Genomic DNA, 3,267 nt, shown 5'->3' on the forward strand with positions numbered 1-3,267 from the left:
CAACACCCGGGGCTGGTCGAGCTCGTAGACCGTTACCCCGTCGGGCCACGGCAGTCGCCAGGACCGCGCGTCCAGGCCGGCCGCCAGGATCACCGCCTGCTGGATGCCCGCGTTGGCGGCGTCGAGGAAGAACGTGTCGAAGAACTTGGTCCGCGAAGCGAAATAGCTGACCATCGACTTCATCCGCACTGGCAGTGCGGGTTCGGCCGCGACAACCTCGGCGGGCAGCTCCGGAGCGCCGAACCAGTCCCACTCACCCGCGCCGGCAGTGTCGAGGAAAACCCGCGCGAACGGGTCGCTGATCAATGGGCGGTCGCTCTCGGACTCGGCCGCGCGCGCCGCCGCCACACCGAGCGCCGTCGCGCCCACGCTTTCGGTGATTTCCCAGCTGTCGTCATCGGTTCTCGCCACGGCCTGACCCTACGTGAGCCCGTCGTACGGAAGAATCACGGTCACCATGACCTCCGCCCCCGCCTCCCGCCGGCCGCACATCATCCGGCTTGCTGTGTTCGTCGCGTTCCTGGTCGTGCTGTTCTATCTGCTGGCCGTCAAGCACGTGGTCAACATCGAGGACGTGCGGCGCTGGGTCAAGGCCACGGGACCGCTGGCGCCTTTCGCGTACATCGTGTTGTCGGCGGTGCTCGGCGCGATCTTCGTCCCGGGCCCGATCCTGGCGGCGAGCAGCGGGCTGCTGTTCGGGCCGCTGCTGGGTGTGTTCGTGACGCTGGGTGCGACGGTGGGGACGGCGGTGGTGGCGGCCTTCCTCGGCCGACGGGCGGGCCGCGACAGCGCGCGGGCGCTGCTGGGCGCCGAACGAGCCGACCGTCTTGACGCGCTGATCCAGCGGCGCGGGCTGTGGGCGGTGGTCGGTCAGCGCTTCATCCCCGGCCTATCGGATGCGTTGGCCTCGTATGCCTTCGGGGCCTTCGGAGTTCCCTTGTGGCAGATGGCTGTTGGCGCGTTCATCGGGTCGGTGCCGCGCGCATTCGTCTACACCGCGTTGGGCGCATCGATCGGAAACAAGTCGCCGGTGCTGGCCTACGCGGCGATCGGCGTGTGGTGCGTGACGGCGGTGGTCGGCGCCTTCGCCGCGCGTAGCGGATTTCGGCACTGGCGCCGGCGCGGCGAGCCGGATGAGTCCACAGCCGGCGAACCACTAGGCGATTTGCCCGCCTCGTAGCGAATTTCCAATTCAGAGGCCCAGAGCCTGGGCTGCCGCCGTCGCCACGTCGCCTCGCAGTCTCGAGATCGGTGGACTGCCTCGCACATGGATTGAGTTCGCCAGCAGAATGACGTAGGTATCTGAGCCTGGGTCCAGCCACATCGAGGTGCCGGTAAAGCCGGTGGCGCCAAAGCTACCGATAGGGAAGATCAAGCCCCGCGGCTTGGAATAGTCCGTATCGATATCCCAGCTAAAGCCGAACAGCAACTGTCCCGCGATCGCCGGATAGTTGGGAGCCAGCAGCGGATCTGTTGTGTTTGGCGTCTTTGCAATGGCTTCTCGGAGAGCATCGTTCGCTGCTTCGACCTGTCCTGCCTTATGGCCGGGCTGCTGAGGAGTCGTCATCAACGCCAGAGTCGCTTGCTGCAGCGGAAAGTTGCTGGGGCGGTTCGCAAGCCGATCGAGCAGGGCCTGCGCATAGATGCTGACATCGTGCGCCGTCGAGAACAGACCGGCGTCCCCGCTTACTCCCCCCATGCGGCGCGCCGTCGGGTCATGCACGGTGCCTCGAAGAAGGTAACCGAAGTCGGGATTCTTGCTGGGATCGGCTTTGCTTTCCTCATCAATTGCCGTTGGTGCGACGCGCGGCAACAGACTGGTGCTCCAGCTACCGGCAGGACACGCGACCAGCTTGTTGGGTCCACCAGCCCAAGCGGTCGCAGTTCCTCTGAGCGTGTGGGGGCCACATGCCTTGGTTGGCGGAAGGTAGCGGGTTTCGTCCATGCCGAGTGGCGCAAAGACATTCCGCTCGACGTATTCGTCTTCGGCCTCGCCGGTGAGTTTTTCGATCAGCGCGCCAAGCAGGATGTAGTTGATGTCGGAATAGCGGAAAACCTCGCCGGGGCCGGACTGCAACGGCGTGGTGAGCGCGCGATGGACGCCTTCTGTTTTGTCGGCTGCGGCCAGGCCCCACGGATCCCCGAGACTTACGTCGATCCCCTCGCCAGAGGTGTGGGTAAGCAGCATGCGAACGGTGACTTGTGCACGCTGTGGATCGTTCGCCGTATTGAAGTCAGGCAAATATGTCTGCACATGTTCGTCGAAGGCAACCTCGCCTTGTTCGTACAGCTGCATGACGGCAGTCGCGGTTGCCAGAGGCTTCGTCAGCGACGCGATGTCGAAGATGGTGTCTTCGGTCATCGGCTCGGCAGGTGTGGGCGATCCGTCCAAACCCTGTTGGCCGGCAAGCTTGCGCGAGCCATACGCCTGGTGGAAGACGGTCGTGCCGCCATGCCCGATCATCACCACACCGCCGGGCAGCTTCTGGGCCGCGATCGCGTCGTTCATCAGCGTCGAGATCGGTGCGAATTCGGTTGTGGCAGCTGGCATTCCCTTGCGGCTCACTACGTACCTGGCCGAGGCGCCCGCGATGAGCATCAACACGGCGATTCCAACAGCGATGGTTGTCCGCACGGCGCCGGCTTCAGACAGCAGAGCTGGGTGAGGGCGGAACAGGAATCGGCGCGAGCGAGTTGCCTTCCCGGATTGACGAACAGTTCTGCGGAGCCGGCAGGCCGGCGAAACGCTGTTTGATCCACGCGGTCGCGTTGTGCAACCAGATGGGGACGCTCCAGATGTGGCTGAGCGCGGCGTATTCCTCGTAGTAGACGGTGACGCCCTTCGCGCAGTAGTCGCGGGCGAGCGTGCGCACATCCCCGGCGATCATGACGCCGTCGCCGGCGCCGATGCCCTTCTTATTTCCCGGGGTGCCCTCGAGCTCTCCGTGGGCACCCTGACCGATGAACAGCGGGATGGTCGGCGTACCACCGGTACCCATGATCAGCTTGTTGGCGCAGCGGACGTAGAGCGCCAGGTCCTCCGGAGTCGGGTATTCGGGACTGACCAGATCCCGCCATTTCAGACCGGGGTATTGACCGAGCACGTTGATGATCGACGCGGTCTGCATTTGGTGAAAAATCCTGGCGCCGTTGGGGCTCAGGTATTGCGCCAGCTCGGTCTCGATCTCGAACCCGCGCGCGATCCCGACCAGCGCCATCGCCATGACGCCGGCCCAGAACGCGGTCCCCTCGACGTAGTGCAGGTTG

At 65.0% G+C, this 3,267-nt stretch carries 4 protein-coding genes; 1 reads left to right on the top strand and 3 read right to left on the bottom strand.

Annotation, left to right across the window (positions count from 1 at the left end; all coding sequences use genetic code 11):
- Nucleotides 1-411 (bottom strand): SAM-dependent methyltransferase (locus VN856_RS18140; RefSeq protein WP_325691507.1); only part of this gene is annotated, 411 nt, incomplete at its 3' end.
- A gap of 46 nt (nt 412-457) precedes the next feature.
- Between VN856_RS18140 and VN856_RS18145 the strand changes: the two genes are divergently transcribed.
- Nucleotides 458-1,180 carry a TVP38/TMEM64 family protein gene (locus VN856_RS18145; protein WP_325691509.1) on the top strand — a complete coding sequence of 241 codons (723 nt, stop codon included), beginning with the start codon at nt 458-460 and terminating at the stop codon, nt 1,178-1,180.
- 12 nt (nt 1,181-1,192) lie between these two features.
- On the opposite strand, the gene VN856_RS18150 is transcribed toward VN856_RS18145, so the two are convergent.
- Complete coding sequence (locus VN856_RS18150) at nt 1,193-2,599, bottom strand: serine hydrolase domain-containing protein (RefSeq protein WP_414686990.1); 1,407 nt, start codon at nt 2,597-2,599, stop codon at nt 1,193-1,195.
- A gap of 46 nt (nt 2,600-2,645) precedes the next feature.
- Nucleotides 2,646-3,267 (bottom strand): lipase family protein (locus VN856_RS18155; protein WP_325691511.1); only part of this gene is annotated, 622 nt, incomplete at its 5' end.

It is taken from the genome of Mycobacterium sp. (assembly GCF_035603715.1).
Classification (GTDB): domain Bacteria; phylum Actinomycetota; class Actinomycetes; order Mycobacteriales; family Mycobacteriaceae; genus Mycobacterium.